Here is a 19169-nt window from a genome sequence, read left to right on the forward strand (position 1 = left end):
ATCACACAGGGGGAGAAGGCACCATGGCACTTCACCTTTCGGCGGACACCCCAACTTCAGTCGCGGCCGCCCCGCAAAAATATCTGTTTGGCCCGTTCATCGACTTCTTCATGCTTGGCGGAAGCGCGCTTTTCATCCTGCCGGTCCTGTATTTCCTGCCGCTGCGGTATGAAGCCACGGTGACGCTGACGATGTTCTTGCTCTCCCACCTCATAAACCAGCCGCATTTCGGTCATTCGTACCAGATCTTCTATCGCAATTTCGCGCGCAAGGTGCGCGGTCAGGGTTACGGCCGGAGCCTTCAGATCCGCTATGTTCTGGCGGGCATTGTCGTCCCGCTGGCGATGATTGCCTTCTTTGCCTTTGGCGCGCTGACGGGCAACGCCCGCCTGCTCGGCAATGCGACAAACGCGATGGGCTTTTTCGTCGGCTGGCATTACGTCAAGCAGGGTTACGGCATGCTGATGGTGGATGCCGTGCTGAAGCGCAAATTCTTCAGTGATCAGGACAAGAAGGTGTTGCTGTTCAACGGCTACGCCGTCTGGCTGTTCGCCTGGCTCCAGACGAATGTGGTGATCACCCAAAGGCAGTTCTGGGGTCTGGACTATTACACCTTCGCGGTGCCGCCATGGCTCATCACCATCGCCATGTCGATCGCCGCCGCCTCCTCGGCGGCAACGGCCGTTATGTTCATCAACCGCTGGCGCAAACATGGTGGCGCGCTGCCCTATAACGGCGTCGTCGCCTACGTCGTGTCCCTCTATGCCTGGATCCTGTTCGTGACGCTGAACCCGCTCTGGCTGCTCGTCGTGCCGGCGATGCATTCGTTGCAGTATCTGGCCGTGGTCTGGCGCTACCAGACCAATGTCGAGCGCGACCGCGCGGATGCCGTCGAGAGGCCGGCATTGAAGGCCCTGTCCGTTCTCGGACCGCTGTACAGACTGCGGGTGCTGGCGTTCGTGGTCTTCGGCGGAATTCTTGGGGCGCTCGGTTTCTGGCTGGTGCCGATGGCGCTGACGGCCATGGTTCCTTACAACAAGGCCGTGCTCGGCTCGTCGCTCTTCCTCTTCATCGCCTGGATCTTCATCAACGTGCACCACTACTTCCTGGACAATGTCATGTGGCGGCGCGGCAATCCGGAAGTCTCGAAATATCTGTTCCGCTGAAGCGGTCGATTGAAGTCATTCCGGGGCGGGGAAGGTTCGTTCCTGGCGCGAACACGATTCGTTAACCAAGATGCTGTTCATCGACAGGACGAGTTCGAAGGACGGATGCCCGCCTTGCTGGCGAAGCCTGCGTGTCCAGCGTTTGAAAAGAAGGCTCCGCTTGCGGCGAAGTCGTCAAATCGCCCGAAACAAAAACAATGTGCAAGGCATGAACGTGACTGAAAGCGAACAGAACGCGCCCGGCGCCTCCCATCGTTGGACATGGTTGCCGGCCATTGCCGTCGCGTTGCTTTGCCTGTGCGTCACCGGTGCGTTCGCCGAGACGCGCGCCTTGAAGATCCAGCATCTGCATACCGGCGAGAAGGCCGAGATCGTCTTCAAGCGCAACGGGCGCTACGATCAGGCGGGATTGAAGAAGATCAGTTTCATGCTGCGCGACTGGCGCCGCAACGAGCCGACCAGGATGGATCCGCGCCTGCTCGACCTCGTCTGGCAGGCTTATCGTGCCAGCGGCTCGACCGGCTATATCCATGTCGTCAGCGCCTATCGCTCGCCGGCGACCAACGCCATGCTGCGCAGCCGCTCTAAGGGCGTGGCCCGGGAAAGCCAGCACATGGTCGGCCGCGCCATGGATTTCTTCCTGCCGGATGTGCCGCTGAAAAAGCTGCGCGACATCGGCCTCAGGATGCAGGGCGGCGGCGTCGGTTATTATCCCACCTCCGGCTCGCCTTTCATTCACATGGATGTTGGCAATGTGCGGCATTGGCCGGGCATCAGCCGCCAGGAACTTGCCAGGGTCTTCCCGAACGGCAACACACTGCATGTGCCGAGCGACGGCAGGCCGCTGCCCGGCTACGACCAGGCGCTTGCCGCCTACAAATCGCGCAAGGCCGCCGGCACGCCCAACATCGAGCTGGCAAGCGCCGATGGCGGCCAGCGCAAGTCGCGCGGCCTGCTGGCGACGCTTCTGGGCGGGCGCGGCGCCGACGAGTCCGAGGATATCGCCGAAGCAGCACCCGCGCCACGCAAACCGGCCAAGGCCGTTGAGCCCAAGATCGCGGGGCAAGGCATTGCCATCGTGCCGCCGCAGGAGGCCCAGCGGGCGGACATCCAGATGGCTTCCGCCGGTGCGGCCGAAGAACCGCTCGTCGAGCAGAAGGGCAAGTCGCCGGAAGCGATCGTCATGGCCATGGCGCCCAGCGCGGTGCCGTTGCCCGCCTTCGCCCCGCGCGCCGTCGCCACCGCCAGCATTGCGACCCCGCAAAACGCAACGTTGGCGATGGCCAGCGCGTCCACGGTGCGGGCCGAACTCTCCGCGCCCAAGCCGGTGGTGGCCAATGCCGAAATGCCCTTGGGCAAGACGGATGCCGCGAGCGCCGCGCCGGACGTGGTGGCGCTCAACATCCCGTTGCCGACATGGCGGCCGCGGAATGAGGCAAGCGCGATGCGTCAGCCGGAAGCGGTCAAATCCGCCGATGCCGTCGCTGCATTGCTGGCCATGCACCACCCCGATACCGTCCTTGATGGATCGGCCGCTCAGCAGGTTGCCGTCCCGGCACCGAAACCCGAGGATCGTGTCAGGACCAGCCCCAAGGCCGATCGTGTCCAACCACGCCTCGATACCGAGGCCACCGCCGTGATTGCGCCCGTAGCGGGACGCGGCATCCCCGGAGGAACCGGCGCGGCAGCAGCGCCCATCATTGCAGCCAATTTCATCCGCACGGCGCCGGAGCAGGTCTATCTCGACGGGTTTCAGCCGCGGGGACAGACGTCGGATCACCGCCGCTTCACCGGCTCCGCGGTGAAATTCCTGCCCATCGCCAGTTTCAAATAGGGGGCGAACGCTCCCGAGCGGATGCCATCTCGTCGCCATGGCATTGGTGAGACGCGGTGTGCCAATATCGGCATTTGCACTGGTGGCTCGCCTGTGATCCAAGGCGACGATAAATCCCAGGCTTTGCAGTTGGAGCGCTGAATGACCGGATGGACACGCCGCGGGCTCTTGAAAACGGCCGCCATCGCTGGCGCAACCGGAGTGGGGCTTTCGGCCATCGGCAGGCTTGGCAGCCTCGCTGCCGCCAGCCCGGAACCGGTGGTGCTGCAGACGGCCAAGATCCAGGCCTCGCTGATGGATATCGGCCCGACCAACAATGTGCTGACCTACGGCGATGCCGGAATGCCGCCGGTGCTGAGGATGAGGAAGGGCGAACCCTTCGCGGCGCGTCTGGTCAACTCCATCGATGATCCCACGACCATCCACTGGCACGGCATTCGCCTGCCCAACAAGATGGATGGCGTGCCCTTCCTGGTGCAGCCTTACGTCTACACCGGCGATCATTTCGACTACGCCTTCACGCCGCCCGACGCCGGCACCTTCTGGTATCACCCGCATTGCAATACGCTGGAGCAGATGGGCCACGGCCTGACCGGCGTGATCGTTGTCGAAAACCCGAACGATCCGAAATTCGACGCCGAATTCGTCCTCAATCTGCGCGACTGGCGTCTTGGCGACGACGGCCAGTTCATCGACCAGTTCCGGCCGCGCGATGCCGCGAAAACCGGTACTTACGGCACGGTGCGCACCGCCAACTGGCTCGACCAGCCGCACTATGACGCGCCGGCCGGAGGCCTGGTGCGGCTGCGTGTCGCCATCACCGATGTCACGCGCATCTATGCCTTTCGCGTCGACGGCGCCGAGGCGATCGTGATGGCGCTGGACGGCAATCCGGTACCTGAGCGTTTTTCGCCCGATGCCTTGCTGCTTGGGCCGGGGCAGCGCATGGAGCTCGCCATCCGCATGCCCGATCAGGAGGGCGCGGTGGTGAGCCTGCGCGATGTCAGGGGCACCAAGCCCAAAATCCTGGCGACCGTGCGCGCGACGGGCAGGTCGCTCAAGCGGGATGTTCGCGATGTTGCACCGCTGGAGGTCAATCCGGTGGCGGAGGTGGACCTCGCTGCCGCCCAGCATATTTCGCTGGCGCTCAGCGCCACGGCGGAAAACGTCCCGAGCGACGGCATCTGCGGTTCGCTCGGCTACAGTTTCTGGGCCATCAACAAGGTGCCGTGGCCAGGCGATACATCCGATCCGACCGCGCCGCTGGCCGAATTGAAGCTCGGCAAGAGCTATGTCATCGACATGGAGAACCTGACGCCGCAATCGCATCCGATGCATCTGCACGGCATGAGCTTCAAGGTGCTGTCGTCCTCGACGCGGCCGGTGCAGCCGCTGATTTCGGACACCTATCTCATCCAGCCCAATGAGAAGGTTCAGCTCGGCTTCGTCGCCGACAATCCCGGCGACTGGCTGCTGCACTGCCACATCATCGAGCACCAGAAATCGGGCATGACGAGCTACGTCAGGGTGGTCTGAAGCCAGGTTAGAACGGTTTCGTTGGCAAAAGCGGGTGGTTCCCTGCTATTGCCGCATCCAAAATCAAGAACCATGGACATCTCACGCATGACCAATGTCGCCTTGACCGGGCTTGCCCGCGATCTCGCCAGCCGCGCCGCCGAGGGTCGTCCGGTGCGCATCGGTGTTATCGGTTCGGGCGAGATGGGCACCGACCTCGTCACGCAAGGCATGCTGATGCCGGGCATTTCGGTCTGCGCCGTCTCCACCCGGCGCCCGCACACCGCGCGTGACGCCATCCGCATCGCCTATGGCGACGAGGCGATGGCAGTCGAGGCAGACGCGGCATCGAAAGTCACCGCGGCCATCGAGGCAGGAAAGATCGCCGTCACCTCCAACGAGATGCTGGTCACCAATCCGCTGATCGACGTCGTCATCGACGCCACGGGAAAACCCGGCGTCGCCGCCGATTTCGACCTGATGGCGATGGAGCATGGCAAGCATCTGGTGATGATGAATGTCGAGGCCGACGTCACCATCGGCTGCTATCTGAAGCAGCAGGCCGACCGGCTTGGCGTCGTCTATTCGGTCGGCGCCGGCGACGAGCCGTCGAGCTGCATGGAACTGATCGAGTTCGCGTCCGCCCTCGGCCTGACCATCGTCTCGGCCGGCAAGGGCAAGAACAACCCGCTCAACCACGACGCCATGCCCGACGATTATCGCGAGGAAGCGATCCGCCGCAACATGAACCCGCGCATGCTGGTCGAGTTCGTCGACGGCTCGAAAACCATGGTCGAGATGTGCGCCATCGCCAACGCCACCGGCCTGGTGCCCGATGTGCCCGGCATGCATGGCCCGAAGGCCGACCGCGACGATCTCGTCAAGGTGCTGATCCCACGCGAGGATGGCGGGTTGTTGTTGAAAAAAGGCGTCGTCGACTACACCATCGGCAAGGGTGTGGCGCCCGGTGTCTTCGTCATCGTCGAGGCGACGCATCCGCGCATCATCGAGCGCATGGACGATCTGCATATCGGCCACGGTCCCTATTACAGCCTGTTCCGACCCTATCATCTGACATCACTGGAAGTGCCGCTGACTGCCGCCCGCATCGTGCTTTTCGGCAAGCCCGATATGGTGCCACTGCCAAGGCCGGTCGCCGAGGTCTGCGCGGTCGCCAAGCGGGACTTGGCAGCCGGCGAGACCTTCGACGCCATCGGCGAGACCTGCTACCGTTCCTGGACCATGACCGTCGGCGAAGCCCGAGCCCAACGCGCCGTACCGGTCGGCCTGCTCGAGGGCGGCAAGGTGCTGAAACCGGTCAGGAAGGGCGAACTGCTGACCGCCGACAACGCCGCGCCCGACCCGATGACGAAGCTGTTCGCCTTGCGCCGGCTGCAGGACGAGATGCTGTACGGAAAATAGGTCGCTGTGTCGCCGTCATGACAGTGCACTATCTTGTAGTGGCAAATGTCGCCGAGGATCGACTAATGAACCTCCAGATCAGAGACCCGCGTGCGCGTGAGCTGGCACAGCGACTCGCTGCCAAACGCAAGATTTCAATGACCGAAGCGGTTATCGAAGCGCTTGAGTCGGAACTGGAACGGGAAAGCGGACGCATTCCCCTGGCGAAGCGGCTGGCTGCGATCGCCGATGACCTTAAGACCAAAGCCGGCCGCGGCGGCCGGCCTGTGAGCAAGGATGAGATCGACGACATGTGGGGACATCCCTGATGTTCGTCGACACCTCCGTGGTCGTCGCAATTCTTTCGGCAGAAGCGGATGCCAGCGAATGGAGTAACAGGATCGCCGCAGCACCACGCAAGGTTACTTCCGCGCTGGTCGTGCTTGAAGCAGCGATGTGGGTTTCCACCATACTTGCTATCGAGCCGCTGGTTGCGGAAACGGCGATAGACGCGTTTCTGCGCGAAGCCGAAATCGAAATCGTGCCGATCGGCGCCGGCGATGCCAAACTCGCCATCCAAGCGTTTTCAGACTACGGAAAGGGACGTGGGCACCCCGCGCAGGTCAACCTTGCCGATTGCTTGTCCTATGCTTGCGCGAAGAGCTACGGCTCAGTTTTGCTCTACAAAGGCAACGACTTCTCACATACGGATCTCGCTTAGCCGGACATCCGCTCTATTTCCCCAGTTCGATCGACCGCAGCCGAGCCGCCTCGACTGCCTGTGTCAGCAGCTTGGTCAGCCGATCCTCGCCCATCAGCACGCCAAGCGCCGCTGCCGTCGTGCCATTGGGGCTGGTCACCTGCTGGCGCAGCACGCCCGGTTCCTCCTGGCTTTCGGCGGCAAGCGAGGCGGCCCCATAGACCGTCTGCATGGCGAGCAGCCTGGCGGTTGCACCAGGCAGCCCCGCCTTCTCGGCGGCCACGGTCAGCGCTTCGATGAAGTGGAAAATATAGGCCGGCCCCGATCCCGACACGGCGGTCACCGCATCCATCAGGCCCTCGTCGTCGATGGTGGTCACTTCGCCGCTGGCCGACAGCAGGTCGGCGACAAAGCGCTTGGTATCATCGGAGACGAGCGGGTTGGAAAACACCACCATCATGCCCTTGCCGATGGAAGCCGGCGTATTGGGCATGCAGCGCACGACAGGCGCGCGGCCGCCGAGGATGTCCTCGAAGGTGGCGACCGGCGTGCCGGCGGCGATGCTGACGAATGTGGTCCGCCCGTCGCCAAAACGCTTGTAGGCGGCGGTGACGTCGCGGATCACCTGGGGTTTTACCGCGATGACGACGAGATCGGGCACCGCATCGGCTGGAATCTCATTGGCATCCGCTGATGTGGCGCAGCCGAGCGTCGCAGCGCGCTGGCGCAACTCCGCATTGGGCTCGACCACGAAAACCGCCGAGGGCGCGAGCTTGCCGGATTTCAGCCAGCCCGAAAGCATGGCGTAACCCATATTGCCACAGCCGGCGAGAACAAGCCTGATCGTCATCGAAAGCCCTCCGAAGGAAGGCTTTGACATAGACGCTCACGGTTCCCTGGGGAAGCCCCTGTCAGGCCGGGCGGCAGCCAGGCACCGGGATCGGCCGCAGCGACACTTGCCTCAGGCCAAGCACGCCGAGCACGAAGAACAGCCAGACCGGGTCGCCGCGATGGAAGAAGAAGCTTTCGAGGAAAGCGTTAAGCGCGGTGAACAGCACCACCATCATGAAGAAGTCGCCGAGATAGATATTTTCCTTGCGCAGCGGAATGCGCATGTAGTCGCGCAGTGGCGCGATGAGGAAGGTGTAGGCCGCCACGCAAAGGGCGGGGATGCCCATCAACACGGCGATGTCGAGATAGCCGTCATGGCCGTGCACGATGGTCCGGATGTCCCACGGCCGGTCGAAGGGTTGGTCCTGGTTGAGCAGCAGGGGCGTGCCCCAGAAACTCTCATAGCCGTAGCCGGTCCAGGGTTTCTTCGCCAGCATCGAGCCGGCGAACTCCCACAGCGTCGTGCGGCCGGTATAGGTCATGTCGGGAAAATAGATCGCCGCCAGATGCTTCACCGGCGGCAGGAAGACGATGCCCAGCGTGCCGACCGCGGTGGCGATGATCGCCAGTGTAAACAGGATCGGCGTGCCGAGCCGCATGCCCATCAGGCTCGGCAGAACGACGATCAGGATCGAGAACGGCACCAGGCCGGCGGTGGTCTTGGAGCCGGTGTGCAGCATGAAGATCATCGCCGCGCAGAAGATTCCCGCGCCCCACCAGCGTTGCCCGCGCCGGTAGAGGTAGAGGCCGGCGAAACTGAAGCAGGCCATGATCGGGCCGGCGATGTTCTTGTGGGTGAACACGCCGCGCCACAGGCCCGCATGTTCGGGCTCCTGGGAATCGGCCGTGTGCAGCGCTTCGAGCGGAAAGACGATCAGGCCGACGTAGGAAAGGCCCATCACCACCACGGCGGTGAAGATGATGACTTTCGAGAAGGACTCGGCGTCACGCGGCAGCGCCAGGATCGTTGCCATGGTCAGGATGCCGATCATGGTGAAGGACGCGGCGCGCATCGCCGAGGGCGGGTCGGTCGCCAGCACCACCGACAGGAAGAAGAAACCCAGCATCAGCACCCAGGACAGGCTGAACAGCGAGCGCACGATGCGCGGATCGGCAAAGGCCATCAGCGAGAAGATCGAAACGGCGCCGAGCGAACCGAAGCCGAGCTGGTTGACGATGTCGCCGCCGTCGCCGGTGAGTTCGGCGCCTGCGGGCTGGAACGGGCGGAAGGACACCATGATGACGGTGAACAGAAGTGCGGCGATGGCCGTCGCCACGCCGTCGCGCGTGAACGCGTCGCTGAGCGGCGCGCGCTCAGTTTTTCTCGGGCTGGCGATACTGCTCATTGGCATATCCGAATTCGGCCAGAACTCGGCCGAGCGCCACATGGACGGGGTAGATCGCGATCGCCGGCGATCCTGTGCGCGCCAGCCGGATCAGGCCGCGAAACGGCGAAGCGGCCAGCAGCGCCAGGCTTTTCGCCAACACCTTGGCGCCGGCCAGCGGCGTGCCGGCGCGCTTCTTCTTCTCGACCAGCGTCGAGATCACGCCGTTGCGTAGGCTGCGGGCCCGGACCCAGTCGGCCTCGACGCGCCGCGCCGGGACGGTCTCGCGAACCTTGGCCTCGGCACACCAGCCGAGCACAAAGCCCTTCTGCGCCGCCCGGCTGAGAAAGTCGGAATCGCCGCCGCCCATGAAGTTGAATCTGAGATCGAGGAAGGGCGGCCCCATGGCGATCAGCACGTTGCGCCCGACCAGAAGATTGCCGGACGAATAGAGCGCCGGCACGCGTCCCGTCTCGCGGTAGGGCGGCGCGAACACCGGATGGTCGGCCCATCTCGCATGGGCAGCGTCTGCGAAGACAGGCACTTGCGGGCCGCCGACAATATCGGCGCCGAGCGTCTCGGCAGCCGTGCACATGCGTTCCAGCCAGTGCGGATCGGCGATCTCGTCATCGTCGATGACCAGCAGATGCCTGAAGTTCGGAAAGTGCAGGATCGCCGTCTGCCAGCCGGCATTGTAGGCGCTGCAATTGCCGCGCTCATGCGCGATGATGACCATGCCCGGCATCTCGCCGCGCTCGACCAGCGGCAGCACCGCCTTGGCGCCTTCCCGCGCCTCGGCTTCGTTCTCCATGACGATGACGGCAAAGCGCCTGCCGGTCCGCTGTGCGCGCAGCGAAGCCAGCGTTTCCAGCACCTGTTCGGGCCGCTTGAAGGTCGGCAAGGTGACGACCGCTTCGACAGCCTCCACGTTAAGCCGGGGAGACCGTCCAGCGATCGATACCGAACCATCCGATGGCAAAGGGATCATCCGTGTCCAGCCACATGGTAAGTCGCGTTCTGGTAGCACCACGGTGATAAGGTTACGTTAATCACCTTGCACGGAGAGGCCCGTCGGGCAGGGGCTTTCGGCCGTTGATTGTGCTCGCTTAATCAAGGGTTCACCGCGCTTTGCTACCGGCTACACCACAGGATAGGTGAGATGCATCTGCTGTTCGTTACATCGATCGTGCCCGACGGCGCTCTCGCCTCGGGCTACGAGATCGCCAATGCTGCGATCATCGCTGCGTTGCGGCGCGCCGGCGCGCGCGTCACGGTCATCGGTTTCACCTGGCCCGGGAAGGCCGCGGCCGATCCGGAAAACACCGTGGTGCTGGGTGCGATCGACGTGCGCACGGAAAGCGCCTCAGCGCTGCAAAAGCTCGCCTGGGTCGGCAAGGCCATGCTGGCGGGCCTCACCTTCGCCTCGGTCAAGCTGCGTGCGGTGTCCGAGCGCGAAGTGCAGGCCGCTCTCGAGCGGGCCGGGCCGTTCGATGGCTATGTGCTGAATTCCGTCCAGTTCGCCGGCGCCTTCGAAAAGCTCTTCGAAGACAAGCCTTCGATCTTCGTCGCCCACAATGTCGAGCATCTCTCGGCGCGGGAGAACGCGGCTGCTGCCGGCGGCCCCTTCCAGCGCCTGCTGTTCCGCCGCGAGGCAAGGCTGCTCAAGGTCGTGGAAGAGCGTCTCTGCCGCCGCGCGCGCTTTGTCTTCACGCTGGCCGAGGAAGACCGGGCGGCACTCGGCGTCGCTGCCGCTGACCGATCGGCGGTGCTGCCGCTGGTGACCGGCGCCAAGGCGCCAACCCGCAACGGCCCGCGCCGGATCGACTGCGACGCTGCGTTGATCGGCACCTGGACCTGGCAGCCGAACCGCATCGGCCTGGACTGGTTCCTGGGCAAGGTGGTGCCGCATCTGCGGCCCGGTTTTCGCATCCGCATCGCCGGCCACATGCCTTCAGGCGTCACCTCGACGCATCCGGGCGTCGAGTTTGTCGGCCGTGTCCCGGATGCCAGGGCGTTCGTGTGCGGCGCGGCTGTCATCCCGCTGATCAGCACCGCGGGCACCGGCGTGCAGCTGAAGACCATCGAGACCTTCGAACTCGGCCTGCCCTCGGTCGCCACCAGCCGCTCATTGCGCGGCATCGACCATCGCCCCGACAATTGCATCGTCACCGACGATCCAGCCGGCTTCGCCAGGGCCCTGGAGGCTGCGGCCGCCGGCTTCCGGGACGTCGATGGCGGCACGTTCCATCACCAGCAGGCCAACGCGCTGGACGTCGCCATCCGGCTCGGCTTGGAAAAACTCGGGGCCGTCAGGCAGGAGGTGTTCGCATGAATATGCACACCGCCCGCGCCGCATTCGGGCTCGACAGCTTGAAGACGATCCTTGGCATCTCCGTGCTCGCCATCCGTTGGGACGATGCCATCGCCCTGCTCACCCGCCTGATCGCCGAGCGGCGCTTCACCAAGGTCAGTTTCCTCAACGCCCACAATGCCAACATCGCCCATTCAGACCCGGCCTTCGCCGAGGCGCTCGACGATTTCCTCATCCTGCCGGACGGCATCGGCGTCGATCTCGCCGCACGGCTCCTCTATGGCGCGCCCTTTCCGGACAATCTCAACGGCACCGACTTCGTGCCGGCCTTCTTGCAGGCCTCGACGCGGCCGCTGACCGTCGGGCTGCTCGGCGCGACGCGTGTCAACGCCGAGGCGGCGTCGGTCAAGCTGGCGGCCCTTGCCGTGCAGCACAATTTCGTGGTCATTCATGACGGCTATTTCTCCGCCGCGCAGGAGCCGGAGATCATCGGCCGGATCGCGACGCTGCGGCCCGATATGCTGCTGGTCGCCATGGGCGTGCCCCGCCAGGAACTGTGGATCGCCCGCCACATCGACGAACGCCACTGCACGATGCCGGTCGCGGTCGGCGCTCTGCTGGATTTCCTGAGTGGCTCGGTGCCGCGCGCGCCGCTCTGGATGCGCCGCCTGCGCCTGGAATGGCTGTTCCGGCTGGCGGTCGAGCCGGGCCGGCTCTGGCGCCGCTACGTCGTCGGCAATCCGGTGTTCCTGTGGCGGGTCGTCAAGCAGAGATGGTCGCATGGCGCCGAAACGGCCGGAGAGCTCCGTTGAACAAAAGGTTCGTTCCAGACGCTCTCGTCGACCCTGGCCTGTTGCCGAAGACGCCGACGGCGGCGGTGGTGACGGCAAGCTACGCGCCGGATTTCGAGCGCTGCCGCCTGTTGTGCGAGACACTTGACCGGCATGTCTCCGGCGCCGCGCACCATTACATCCTGGTCGAACACCGCGACGTCGCGCTTTTCCGGCAGTTGGAGACTGGCCGGCGCACTGTTGTCGACGAGCGCGACGTGCTGCCGCGCTGGCTGCGCGCCTTCGACGATCCGCTCAGCCTGTTCCGCCGACGTGTCTGGTTCAGCCTGAAAACGCAACCGCTGCGCGGCTGGCACGTGCAGCAGCTGCGCCGCATCGCCATTGCGGCGCATGCCAGGGAGGACGTTCTGGTCTTCTGCGATTCCGACGTCGCCTTCCTGAACGCCTTCGACTGCACCGCCTTCTGGCGCGACGGCAAGGCGCGGCTGTTCCGCCGCGACGGCGTGCTTGCCGATGACGGTCACGACGAGCATCGCGTCTGGTCGCGCAATGCGGGTTCCGCGCTCGGCATCGACCCGTCGCGGACGTCGACCCACGATTATATCTCGACGCTGATCGCCTGGCGCCGCGACACCGTGCTTGCCATGTGCGGCCAGATCGAGAAGGTCCATGGTCGCGCCTGGGTCGAGGTGGTCGGCTCGGCGCGCAGATTCTCCGAATGCATGATCTATGGCCGCTATGTCGACGATCTGCTGGACGGCGCCGGCCACTTCCACGGTTCGGAGGAATTCTGCCGCGTCCACTGGACGGGAGAGGCGTTATCGGACGACGAGTTTCGCCGCTTCGTTGCCGGCATGGCGCCGGAGCAGGTGGCGATCGGCATGCAATCCTTCATCGGCACCGATATCGGCCGCATCCGCCGCTTGATCGGATTGGGTTAGCCTGAGCAGGAATTCAGGTTAGGACGAGCCGAAAACAGTGGCTTCCGAGAACCGGAGCGGAGCGTACTACAGTACGTAAGCACCGGAAGCGCAGGGAGCCGCTGTTTGCAGGCCGGCCTCACCTGAATTCAGATCGCCTTCGCCGGCCTGCGCAGCGCCGAATAAGTCAGCAGCATCGAAGCGAGATAGAGCATCAGGAAGACCATGTTGAGCGACAGTACCAGCTTCGACGTGTCGGCGATGGTGGTCAGCACATAGGTCAAAAGCAGTGCCTTCAGGGCGGCGAGCAAACCGAGATTGAGCGCCCGCACCGCCGTCTGGCCGCGCGCGAACAACAGCTCCGCCTGGTATTCGACCAGATTGCGCAATCCCGGAACGCAGATTGCCAGCGCCACCAGCGGCGCGGCCTCGGAGACGTTCCTGCCGAGGGCGTTGGGGAAGAAGTGCAGCACGATGCCGAGCGCCAGCAGCGCCAGCGTCGAAACGACGAACACGCCGCCCTCGATGCCGCTCTTGACCGCCAGCCGCGACAACAGGTCCGGCGCGCGCATCATGCGTTGCACCAGCATCATCGAGAAGGTGCGGATCGGGATCGCGGTCAGGTCGACCAGCCGCATGATGATGGCATAGATGCCGGCCAGATGCGGGCCGCCGATCGCCAGCACCAGCAGCTTGTCGAATTCCGACTGCAGGTAGAACAGCACTTCCGCGCCGGCGACGTAAATGGAATCGGCAAGCCGCCTGAGATAAAGCTCGATGCGCAGCCGCAGTCTTTGGCGTGGATAGAACCAGCCGAAAGCCAGAAGCAGCGAGGCGGCGTTGGCGCCGATATAGAACCACGACCACGCCCAGATGCTGTGCTGCGCCGAGACCATGAACAGCACCGCGCCAAGCGCCCGCAGTGCCGTTGCCAGGATCGCCAGGATCGCGGCGCGCCCGAATTTGCCCAGCCCGTTGTTGACGATCAGCGCCACCTCGACCGGCCGCCACAACAGCGCTTCGGCAAACACGATCGCCGAAAACACCGACAGCGGCACGGTGCCGGCAAAGAACATCAGGTAGACCCCGAACGAGGCCAACGCCAGGAACGGCAGCGAAATGACGCCGAGCAGCAGGAAGCCGGCTGTGAAGGTGCCGATCAGATTGGGGCGGATGGTGGCGGTGCGGTAGAGCGCCGAGATGAAACCGAAGGCCAGGATCCGCGACAGCATCACGCCGGCCGCCGAGGCGGTGGCGAACATGCCGAATTCGGAGATCGACAAAGTGTTGGCGAGGGCGATGAAATAGGCCAGCGAAAACACCAGCCGCCCGCCGGCGCCGCTGATCGCCGAAAAATAATCGCGCACCAGCCCCCGTCGCTCGGCCACGAAAGTGCCGATCCGGGTGAAACTACGCCTTTGCGGTATGCCGCGAGCTTCGGTCATGCGCCGGAAAGCCATAGGCGGGAAAGCTTAACGTGCCGTTCTGAGGCCCGAAAGCACTGAAATTCCGACACTTGAGGTTATGAAAAGCTTACATGCCGGCATGCCGAAATTAACTTTTTGTTTCCTATGCTTGTTTAGCGTGGCTTAACGAGTAGCCGACCGCCGCTGCCCCAGCGGCCAAAGAGTGAAGCTCCAAGATAATGGTCGACAGGGAAAACCGTGAAGACTGGAGGCGCGAGCGTTCATTGCTGGCGCTCGGCCAGGCCATGCGCGGTGAGGATGACGCATCCCTGGTCTCGATAGGCGATCGCGCAGATTCTGCTTGGCGCGAGGATGCCGCCACGCGCCATCGCCTTGCCCGTTCACGGCGTGAGGTGCGGGCGAACCCAGCGCCGTCTGCCGCCGCCGGAACAGAGCGCTTCCGGACAGAGCCGGAAGCGGCTGCAGGGGACGACGTCTGGCGCGCACAAGAGGACGCCGGCGATCTTCCGCCGGCCATGCCGTATTCAAGGCAATCCGCTGAAGAACCTTCCGGCAGCACTCGCTCGCATGACACGTCCGGATCCCGCCAGGACGATCAACAGTGGAAGCCGCTGATCGATCCGATGCAGGTCGTGCGTGGCATTGCCAGGTCGAAACTGCTGATCATCACCACCACCCTGATCGGTGCCGGGCTCGGCATCGCGATCGCGCTGTCGACACCGAAGAAATATGAAGCCACCGCTGAACTGATCGTTGACCCGCGCGACCTCAAGCTCACCGACCGGGACCTTACCCAGAATGTGGTCGCTTCCGACGCCACGCTCGCCATCGTTGAAAACCAGGTCCGGGTGCTGACCTCGGGCACGGTCTTGAACAAGGTCGTCGATAAGCTCAACCTGGCCAACGATCCGGAGTTCAATGGCCAGGGTGCCGGCGGCCTCGGCATCAGGTCTCTCATTCGCTCGATTCTTCCGCACCAGGACGGCCCGAGCGGCGCCGACGAGGTCCGCCGGCGTGCGCTCGCCGTTGGCAATCTGGCCGAAAGCCTGTCTGTCGAGCGTGGCGGCAAGACTTTCGTCATCACCGTCAGCGCGATCACGCAGAACGGCGAGAAGTCGGCGCTCATCGCCAACACGATGACGGATGTGTTCCTGCAGACCTTCGGTCAGATCCAGTCCGCTACGGCCGGCCGTGCGACCGACGAACTGACGGCAAGGCTCGATGAACTGCGCAAGGGCGTCGAGGCAGCGGAACGCAAGGTCGAGGAGTTCAGAGCGTCCCATGACCTCGTCGACGCACAGGGTCATCTGATCAGCGACGATGAGATGCTGAAGCTCAACGAGCAGCTCTCGGTCGCCCGCGCCCGCACGCTGGAGCTCAATGCTAGGGCGGCTTCGGCGCGCTCGATCGACGTGAATTCGGTTCTCGCCGGCACCTTACCGGAAGAGATCAATTCCAACACGATGAGCGATCTGCGTTCGCAATATGCAACGCTCAAGCAGGAGGCGGACCGTGCCGCCATCCGGCTGGGCCCGCGTCATCCTGAACTCCAGGCGCTGAACGCACAGATTGCCGGGGCGCGCGACCGCATCGCCGGCGAGTTGCGCCGCATCGCTTCCTCGCTGCAGGTCGATCTGAAACGCGCCGTCCAGTTGGAACAGGATCTCTCCTCCCGCCTTGCCCAGCTCAAGGTGCGCAGCGGCGGCGTCAACAGCGATTTGGTGTCGATGCGCGAACTGGAGCGCGAGGCCGCCGCCAAGCGCTCCGTCTACGAACAATATCTGCTGCGCGCCAAGGAGACCGGCGAGCAGAAGGATATCAACACCGCCAACATGAATGTGATCTCCAAGGCCTTCGCACCGCTCGAGGCCAAAGGTCCGTCGCGGGCCGTGATGGCCCTTGCCGGTCTGCTTCTGGGGCTTGCCTCTGGAATTGGCCTCGGTGCCATGCGCGGCGCCTATGAAAGCCTGCGCGAGACCGCCGCATCGCGCTCGCGCCGCGACCGCAAGGCGCCTGTCGAAGATCAGGCATTCCGGGCGGCGCCGCCGCCCGCGCCGCCAATGCCGGCAGCGCCCGTGCCGCCGGTGCCACCCCCGCCGCCAGCACCGCCACCGCCCTTGGCACAGGCCGAAGCCGCTCCCGCCGGACGCCCCGGGCGTGTCGCCGCGATCATGGCGAAATTGCGCAATGTTCTCTCCCGCAAGCCATCCGCCGAACTGGACGATGACAGCGAATTCGCCCCCTTTGGCGACAATGCGCAGCCGGCGGATGCTGCCATGCCCTCAGGCTTCCCGAACCCGGATTCCGCCTTCATGCCGCGGTCGTCGGTCTATTCGCGGCCGCCTTTCCCGCCAGGCTTCGATGCCTCCTATTCCCAGCCGATGGGGCCGCCGTCGCGGTCGCCCCTGATGCCGCCATTGCCGATCTATCCGGCTCCGCCGCCCTATCCCCCTGCAGGTTACCCCTATACCCAGGCCATGGCGCCCAATGCCGGGCACATGCCGTATCCGCCGCAGGCCGCGCCGCCGGCGTATCAACCCCGGCCATCGGTGGAGCCTTCGCCGGTTGAGGAAGGCGCCGAACAGGCGCCGATCGAGGAAATTCGTGCCAGCCTGCGCGAATTCCGCGAGGCGGTCCGCGAACTCACCGAGAGCCGCGCCCGCCGCCGCTACTTCTGAGCCACAAGATACGTTGCCGAGGCCGAACAAAACCATCCCGGTTTTCGCGTAAACGGCATGGGACGGCGCTTTGACGGGATTGCGTGCCGAAATTTTCGTGACAATGCCGCGCTGCATGTTGCCGTCGCCGGGACATTGCGTCTCGAAAGCGGCGTCGCGCGAAACAGGGTTGAGGATGTTCATGGCCGAAGTGATTGACGGAAAGAGCGTTGCCGAGGATGTGGTGCGGACGGTCAAGGCGTTGACCGCCGAGCTGGTCGCCAAAGGCAACGCCAAGCCTGGTCTGGCCGTGGTCATCGTCGGCGAGGATCCGGCGAGCCAGGTCTATGTCGCTTCCAAATCGCGCACCGCCAAGGAATGCGGCTTTCATTCGCTCCAGCACACGCTGCCGGCGGAGACTTCCCAAGAGGCGCTGCTCAAGATCATCGCCGACCTCAACGCCGATCCGGCCATCAACGGCATCCTGGTGCAGCTGCCGCTGCCCGCCCATATCGACGCCGGCAAGATCATCCAGGCGATTGCGCCTCAGAAGGATGTCGACGGTTTCCATTTCATCAATGTCGGCAAGCTCGGCACGGGCGAACTCGACACGGCCTTCGTTCCCTGCACGCCGGCCGGCTCCATGCTTCTGATCGAGCGCGTGCGCGGCAAGGACCTGTCCGGCCTCAACGCCGTCGTTGTCGGCCGCTCCAATATCGTCGGCAAGCCGATGGCCAATCTGCTGCTTGCCGCCAACTGCACCGTCACCATCGCCCACAGCCGCACCAAGGATCTGCCGGCGCTTGCCCGCACCGCGGACATCCTGGTCGCCGCCGTCGGCCGGCCGGAAATGATCAAGGGGGATTGGGTGAAGCCGGGCGCCACCGTCATCGATGTCGGCATCAACCGCATTCCCGCGCCCGAGAAGGGCGAGGGCAAGTCGCGCCTCGTCGGCGATGTCGCCTATGCCGAGGCGGCCGGGCAAGCCGGCGCCATCACGCCGGTGCCCGGCGGTGTCGGGCCGATGACCATTGCCATGCTGATGGCCAATACGTTAGCTTCTGCCTACCTTGCGGCCGGATTGAAGCGGCCCTCCTTCTGAGCCCGGGTTGACCCTGAAAGCGCCAGTTTTGCCGAACCCCACCATTTCCCCGGAACGGCCGGTCATGACTGATCCCGTTCAAGGTGGCCGGCAGTTCGCCTTCCTGCTGGTCGACAAGTTTTCCATGTTCTCGCTGGCCGCGGCGATCGACACCTTCCGGTCGGCGAACCGTCTGCTCGGCCGCGATTTCTATGGCTGGACCACGGTGTCCGCCGATGGCGATCCGGTGATGGCGTCCAACGGCCTGCCGCTCAAGATCGACTATGCCGTCGCCGACCTGCCGCCGGTCGACATCCTTTTCGTTTCGGTCGGCCTGACGACGGAATTTCCCGGCAAGAGCAAGGTTCTGGCGGCGTTGCGCAGCTGGGGCCGGCGCGGCAACGCGCTCGGCGCGCTGTCGGTCGGGTCCTACCTGCTGGCCGAGGCCGGCCAGCTCGACGGTTACCGCTGCACCATCCATTGGGAAAACCGCGCCGGCTTCATGGAGCGCTTCCCCGACATCAACTGCACCGGCAATGTCTTCGAGATCGATCGCAAGCGCTACACCTGCGCCGGCGGCACCACCTCGATCGACCTGATGCTGGAGATCGTGCGCGGCGATTTCGGCTCGAACCTCGCCAATGGCGTCGCCAACCAGTTCCAGCACGAGCGCATCCGCTCGGCCGGCGACCGCCAGCGTGTCGGGCCGGAGCGCGATCTGACCGGCAAGTCGGAGAAGCTGAGGCGCATCGTCGAGCTGATGGCCGACCACCTCGATGAGCCGCTTTCGGCGGTGCAACTCGCCAAATCGGCTGGCCTTTCGGTGCGCCAGGTCGAGCGTCTGTTCCTGCGCCACCTCAACGTGACGCCCGGCCGCTACTACATGCGGCTGCGGCTGGAGCGGGCGCGCGAATTGCTGCGCCAGACCAACATGCCGATCCTCGACGTGGCGATCGCGACCGGCTTCACCTCGCATTCCTATTTCGCCCAGAGCTACCGGCTGCAGTTCGGCCGGCCGCCCTCCGAAGAGCGCCGCACCACCTACTGAGCCGGGCTTCGATCTGGCTTCAAGACGCCTGCTGCCGGGGCGATCCTGCCGCACGAACGCTTTGTCTCCGCTCCGGGGGCCTGAGTGAGACGGCCGCGCCGG

16 protein-coding genes are annotated in these 19169 nt (G+C 64.5%); 12 read left to right on the plus strand and 4 right to left on the minus strand.

The genetic code is table 11. From position 1 onward, the window contains the following. Positions 1-23: 23 nt before the first annotated feature. The 6 genes from FJV80_RS20940 to FJV80_RS20965 all read left to right on the plus strand — a co-directional run bounded on the left by FJV80_RS20940 (position 24) and on the right by FJV80_RS20965 (position 6637). Positions 24-1166, plus strand: coding sequence for a hypothetical protein (locus tag FJV80_RS20940; protein ID WP_142877306.1), 1143 nt, complete (start codon positions 24-26; stop codon positions 1164-1166). 208 nt (positions 1167-1374) lie between these two features. Further along, positions 1375-3000, plus strand: a complete 1626-nt coding sequence (locus FJV80_RS20945; protein ID WP_142877307.1) for a DUF882 domain-containing protein — start codon at positions 1375-1377, stop codon at positions 2998-3000. Between the two features lie 141 nt (positions 3001-3141). Beyond that, positions 3142-4536, plus strand: a complete 1395-nt coding sequence (locus tag FJV80_RS20950; protein WP_142877308.1) for a multicopper oxidase family protein — start codon at positions 3142-3144, stop codon at positions 4534-4536. Between the two features lie 87 nt (positions 4537-4623). Further along, the gene (locus FJV80_RS20955; protein ID WP_095790209.1) at positions 4624-5937 is read left to right on the plus strand and encodes an NAD(P)H-dependent oxidoreductase; all 1314 of its coding nucleotides are present in this window, start codon (positions 4624-4626) and stop codon (positions 5935-5937) included. Positions 5938-6002: 65 nt separating this feature from the next. Next, positions 6003-6245 carry a type II toxin-antitoxin system VapB family antitoxin gene (locus FJV80_RS20960; RefSeq protein ID WP_142877309.1) on the plus strand — a complete coding sequence of 81 codons (243 nt, stop codon included), beginning with the start codon at positions 6003-6005 and terminating at the stop codon, positions 6243-6245. Beyond that, positions 6245-6637 carry a type II toxin-antitoxin system VapC family toxin gene (locus tag FJV80_RS20965; RefSeq protein ID WP_095775472.1) on the plus strand — a complete coding sequence of 131 codons (393 nt, stop codon included), beginning with the start codon at positions 6245-6247 and terminating at the stop codon, positions 6635-6637. Before FJV80_RS20960 ends, FJV80_RS20965 begins: the two co-directional genes overlap by 1 nt. A gap of 13 nt (positions 6638-6650) precedes the next feature. Here FJV80_RS20965 and proC read toward each other — a convergent pair whose 3' ends face one another. From proC to FJV80_RS20980, 3 genes are all read right to left on the minus strand, one after another. Further along, on the minus strand, positions 6651-7466 hold the full coding sequence (gene proC, locus FJV80_RS20970; protein WP_095775473.1) for a pyrroline-5-carboxylate reductase: 816 nt from the start codon (positions 7464-7466) through the stop codon (positions 6651-6653). Between the two features lie 61 nt (positions 7467-7527). Then, positions 7528-8853, minus strand: coding sequence for an O-antigen ligase (locus FJV80_RS20975; RefSeq protein WP_142877310.1), 1326 nt, complete (start codon positions 8851-8853; stop codon positions 7528-7530). Continuing rightward, entirely contained in the window at positions 8822-9820 is a 999-nt protein-coding gene (locus FJV80_RS20980; RefSeq protein ID WP_142877311.1) for a glycosyltransferase, read from the minus strand. Before FJV80_RS20980 ends, FJV80_RS20975 begins: the two co-directional genes overlap by 32 nt. 171 nt (positions 9821-9991) lie before the next feature. Between FJV80_RS20980 and FJV80_RS20985 the strand changes: the two genes are divergently transcribed. The 3 genes from FJV80_RS20985 to FJV80_RS20995 are packed head-to-tail and all read left to right on the plus strand — an operon-like array spanning position 9992 to position 12875. Next, positions 9992-11164: a glycosyltransferase family 4 protein gene (locus FJV80_RS20985; protein ID WP_142877312.1), complete on the plus strand. Its 1173-nt coding sequence runs from the start codon at positions 9992-9994 to the stop codon at positions 11162-11164. Next, positions 11161-11955 (plus strand): WecB/TagA/CpsF family glycosyltransferase, encoded by a 795-nt coding sequence (locus tag FJV80_RS20990; RefSeq protein WP_095775477.1) that lies wholly within the window; start codon positions 11161-11163, stop codon positions 11953-11955. The genes FJV80_RS20985 and FJV80_RS20990 overlap by 4 nt, the downstream gene beginning before the upstream one ends. Beyond that, positions 11952-12875, plus strand: a complete 924-nt coding sequence (locus tag FJV80_RS20995; protein ID WP_095790176.1) for a DUF6492 family protein — start codon at positions 11952-11954, stop codon at positions 12873-12875. The genes FJV80_RS20990 and FJV80_RS20995 overlap by 4 nt, the downstream gene beginning before the upstream one ends. 128 nt (positions 12876-13003) lie before the next feature. Here the strand turns inward: FJV80_RS20995 and FJV80_RS21000 are convergent, their stop codons facing one another. Further along, positions 13004-14299 (minus strand): lipopolysaccharide biosynthesis protein, encoded by a 1296-nt coding sequence (locus FJV80_RS21000; protein WP_095793650.1) that lies wholly within the window; start codon positions 14297-14299, stop codon positions 13004-13006. A 200-nt stretch (positions 14300-14499) separates the two neighbouring features. Between FJV80_RS21000 and FJV80_RS21005 the strand changes: the two genes are divergently transcribed. The 3 genes from FJV80_RS21005 (at position 14500) to FJV80_RS21015 (ending at position 19067) form a co-directional block, all read left to right on the plus strand. Beyond that, on the plus strand, positions 14500-16959 hold the full coding sequence (locus FJV80_RS21005) for a GumC family protein (protein ID WP_142877313.1): 2460 nt from the start codon (positions 14500-14502) through the stop codon (positions 16957-16959). 181 nt (positions 16960-17140) lie between these two features. Next, positions 17141-18040: a bifunctional methylenetetrahydrofolate dehydrogenase/methenyltetrahydrofolate cyclohydrolase FolD gene (folD, locus tag FJV80_RS21010; RefSeq protein ID WP_095775553.1), complete on the plus strand. Its 900-nt coding sequence runs from the start codon at positions 17141-17143 to the stop codon at positions 18038-18040. A gap of 64 nt (positions 18041-18104) precedes the next feature. Beyond that, entirely contained in the window at positions 18105-19067 is a 963-nt protein-coding gene (locus tag FJV80_RS21015) for a GlxA family transcriptional regulator (RefSeq protein WP_095775481.1), read from the plus strand. Positions 19068-19169: the final 102 nt, after the last annotated feature.

It is taken from the genome of Mesorhizobium sp. WSM4310 (genome assembly GCF_007003935.1).
Lineage (GTDB): Bacteria > Pseudomonadota > Alphaproteobacteria > Rhizobiales > Rhizobiaceae > Mesorhizobium.

Bases quoted from the DNA above. Each gene is read 5' to 3' on its own strand.
- FJV80_RS20990 (WP_095775477.1), top strand. From the start codon at position 11,161: ATGAATATGCACACCGCCCGCGCCGCATTCGGGCTCGACAGCTTGAAG.
- FJV80_RS21005 (WP_142877313.1), top strand. From the start codon at position 14,500: ATGGTCGACAGGGAAAACCGTGAAGACTGGAGGCGCGAGCGTTCATTG.
- FJV80_RS20980 (WP_142877311.1), bottom strand. From the start codon at position 9,820: ATGATCCCTTTGCCATCGGATGGTTCGGTATCGATCGCTGGACGGTCT.
- FJV80_RS20965 (WP_095775472.1), top strand. From the start codon at position 6,245: ATGTTCGTCGACACCTCCGTGGTCGTCGCAATTCTTTCGGCAGAAGCG.
- FJV80_RS21000 (WP_095793650.1), bottom strand. From the start codon at position 14,299: ATGACCGAAGCTCGCGGCATACCGCAAAGGCGTAGTTTCACCCGGATC.
- FJV80_RS20945 (WP_142877307.1), top strand. From the start codon at position 1,375: ATGAACGTGACTGAAAGCGAACAGAACGCGCCCGGCGCCTCCCATCGT.
- proC (WP_095775473.1), bottom strand. From the start codon at position 7,466: ATGACGATCAGGCTTGTTCTCGCCGGCTGTGGCAATATGGGTTACGCC.
- FJV80_RS20975 (WP_142877310.1), bottom strand. From the start codon at position 8,853: ATGAGCAGTATCGCCAGCCCGAGAAAAACTGAGCGCGCGCCGCTCAGC.
- folD (WP_095775553.1), top strand. From the start codon at position 17,141: ATGGCCGAAGTGATTGACGGAAAGAGCGTTGCCGAGGATGTGGTGCGG.
- FJV80_RS20985 (WP_142877312.1), top strand. From the start codon at position 9,992: ATGCATCTGCTGTTCGTTACATCGATCGTGCCCGACGGCGCTCTCGCC.
- FJV80_RS20940 (WP_142877306.1), top strand. From the start codon at position 24: ATGGCACTTCACCTTTCGGCGGACACCCCAACTTCAGTCGCGGCCGCC.
- FJV80_RS20950 (WP_142877308.1), top strand. From the start codon at position 3,142: ATGACCGGATGGACACGCCGCGGGCTCTTGAAAACGGCCGCCATCGCT.
- FJV80_RS20960 (WP_142877309.1), top strand. From the start codon at position 6,003: ATGAACCTCCAGATCAGAGACCCGCGTGCGCGTGAGCTGGCACAGCGA.
- FJV80_RS21015 (WP_095775481.1), top strand. From the start codon at position 18,105: ATGACTGATCCCGTTCAAGGTGGCCGGCAGTTCGCCTTCCTGCTGGTC.
- FJV80_RS20955 (WP_095790209.1), top strand. From the start codon at position 4,624: ATGACCAATGTCGCCTTGACCGGGCTTGCCCGCGATCTCGCCAGCCGC.